This window comes from Deltaproteobacteria bacterium, from assembly GCA_016234845.1.
GTDB lineage: Bacteria > Desulfobacterota > Deferrimicrobia > Deferrimicrobiales > Deferrimicrobiaceae > JACRNP01.
In genome coordinates this window covers 1-2,544 of record JACRNP010000079.1, presented here as the reverse complement: position 1 = coordinate 2,544, position 2,544 = coordinate 1, and the positions used below count along the sequence as shown (strand labels likewise).

Below are 2,544 nucleotides of genomic sequence, written 5' to 3'. Positions count from 1 at the left end.
CGCAGCGCCCAGGATGTTGCCGAAAATGCTGCCGCCGGTCTCTCCGATCTTGGGTGTGAACTCGAAGCTCACGACCGGCGGGAAGCCACCGCGCGTGTAACGCATCCATTCGCGCATGTCAGCGAGCGGGTCGTAGGTCTGATCCTCGCTCACACGCCCCTTGGCTTCACGCTTCTTGGTCTGCTTGGCGAGTTCAACCTCGAAGCTGTAGAGCCGCCATGCCGCGAACACCGGGGTCGAAACCACGACCTCGAACTTGCCGGTGCTGGTGCGGTCGTGCACGTAGTAGGGCTTGGCGTCGAATTTCTTCGCCCCCGCAGCCACCTGGAGTGAGTCGATCGGGAAGATTCCTCGTGGTGCTACGGGCAGGCGTCGGACCGATGGGGTTTCGACGGTGTCCATTGCGGCGCGGGCCGACGCAATGGTCGGCAGGGCCTCGGTGATCAGTACGCTTCCGGAGACCCCCGGCCCGCGTTCCGAGAAGTCACCGAAGGTGTTGATGGCGATCACGACGCCATCCATGTTCACGAGCGGGCCGCCCGAGTTGCCTGGGTTGATGTTCACGTCGGAAATCACGGCGGTCGGCTCGATCTTGCTGACGATGCCGGCCGTCATGATCTTCTCTTGGTTCAGCGGACTGCCCATGGCAATCACGCGCTCGCCCTCAAAGACCATGGTGTCGCTCGCCGCGGCGAGCGGAAGCACCGGGCGTCCGACCAAGGCCTCCGGATTGACCAGGACAACGGCGACATCGCGCTTGGGGTCCGAGGCCAGAAGCCTCGCGTCGACCCGTGTGGTGTCGTCGAACTTCACGCGGATGCGGTAGCGGTCGCCGACCACATGGGCGTTGGTGAGCACGAGCCCGGCGCTGTCGATCACGAATCCCGTGCCGTGACCCCCAGCTGCAAAAACGGTCGCGACACCGTCGCGAAGCCGTCGGAAGAGCAGCGCTTCCTCGCTGACGCGGCGCTGAGCCGAGAATGTGTGCGATTCTTAGTTGGTGAATTGAAGCGGCTCCCACCGCTGTGGTGTGATGGCGATGGAACGTCGTCCTCACCCCCAGAAGAAAGGAGCCGTAGATGGGCAGTGTCATCCGTCGGGTGCGCAGACGCAAGCAGTGCTTCGGAGTGGTCCGAGTGCTGCGGCGCGAGGAGTACCAGGGGTTGGATCTGAACGCCAAGGTGGAAGCGATCCGGGGCTTGATTCCGCTGGGGCTGATGCACGTGCACGAGCTGCTCGACGAGGAGGTGCTGGCGCTGGCGGGGCCACGGCTGGCCCGCGACGACGGCGCCGCGGCGATCCGCTACGGCAGCAACCCGGGGTCGGTGCGGCTGGCCGGACAGCGGGTGCCGATGCGGGTGCCGCGGGTGCGGAGCGAGCGCGGCGAAATCCCGCTGCGCAGCTACCAGGCGGTGCATGAGTCGGGCGAGGTGAACGACGCGCTGCTCAAGCGGGTGCTGTACGGGATCTCGTGCCGGAACTACGCGGCGGCGGCGGAAGCCATCCCCGGGGCGTTGGGCTTGTCGAGTTCGTCGGTGTCGCGGGCGTTTGTCGAGGCGAGCGCGGCGAAGCTGAAGGAGTTCCAGGAGCGCGACCTGTCCCAGGAGCGGTACGTGGCGCTGTTCCTGGACGGCAAGACCTTCGCCGACGCCACGCTGGTGATCGCGCTCGGCGTGACGCGCACCGGGGACAAGCGGTTCCTGGGGTTCGTCGAGACCGACACCGAGAACGAGAAGGTGCTGACGCCGTTCCTGCGCTCGCTGGTCGAGCGCGGGTTGGACATCGCGCACGGCGTGCTGGTGGTGATCGATGGCGGCAAGGGGCTCAAGGCGGCAGTGAACCAGGTGTTCAAGAAACGGGCGGCGGTGCAGCGTTGCATGTGGCACAAGCGCGAGAACGTGGTCGGCTATCTGCCGAAGAGCGAGCAGGCGAGTTGGCGGAGGCGCTTGCAGCGGGCCTACGACCGCCCGACCTATGGGGAGGCCAAGGCCGCGCTGACCGCCCTGCATCGCGAGCTCGACGACCGCAACCAGTCGGCGGCCGCGAGCCTGGCCGAGGGGCTGGAGGAGACCCTGACGCTCCATCGGCTCGGGGTCTACGAGGTGTTGGGCCTGTCGTTCAAGACCACCAACTGCCTCGAATCGGCGAACGCCCTGGTCGAGGAGCGGTGCGCGAAGGTGGATACCTGGAAGACGTCGCACCAGCGGCAGCGCTGGCTGGCGACGGCGTTGTTGGACATCGAGCCCCGCCTGCGACGCGTGCGGGGCTACCAGCATCTGCCCAAGCTCGAGGCCGCGCTCGCTCGCATGCTGAAGATCAAGGCCGAGACCGTTCGTCAGCAGAAGGCCGCATGAATGTTCAACATGAGCCGCCTCGTTTGCCAACTAAGAATGGGCTTGACTCCCTTGGTGTGATCACGCGGCCTTCTGCATCCGGTACTGCTGCTTGAGGTTCAACGCGCGCCCGAGCGCGCTGACCAATTGCGGGAGATGCCGATGGCCCTTGACCCGCCGCAGCCTCGGTTCAATGTCGAGCAGCGCGGTC

2 protein-coding genes are annotated in these 2,544 nt (G+C 66.1%); one reads left to right on the top strand and one right to left on the bottom strand.

What is annotated here, in order from left to right:
- Positions 1-879: trypsin-like peptidase domain-containing protein (locus tag HZB86_06100; GenBank protein MBI5905107.1), on the bottom strand; the 879-nt coding region annotated here is incomplete at its 3' end.
- Positions 880-1,079: 200 nt separating this feature from the next.
- Here HZB86_06100 and HZB86_06095 point away from each other — a divergent pair.
- Positions 1,080-2,354 carry an IS256 family transposase gene (locus tag HZB86_06095; protein ID MBI5905106.1) on the top strand — a complete coding sequence of 425 codons (1,275 nt, stop codon included), beginning with the start codon at positions 1,080-1,082 and terminating at the stop codon, positions 2,352-2,354.
- Positions 2,355-2,544 lie beyond the last annotated feature (190 nt).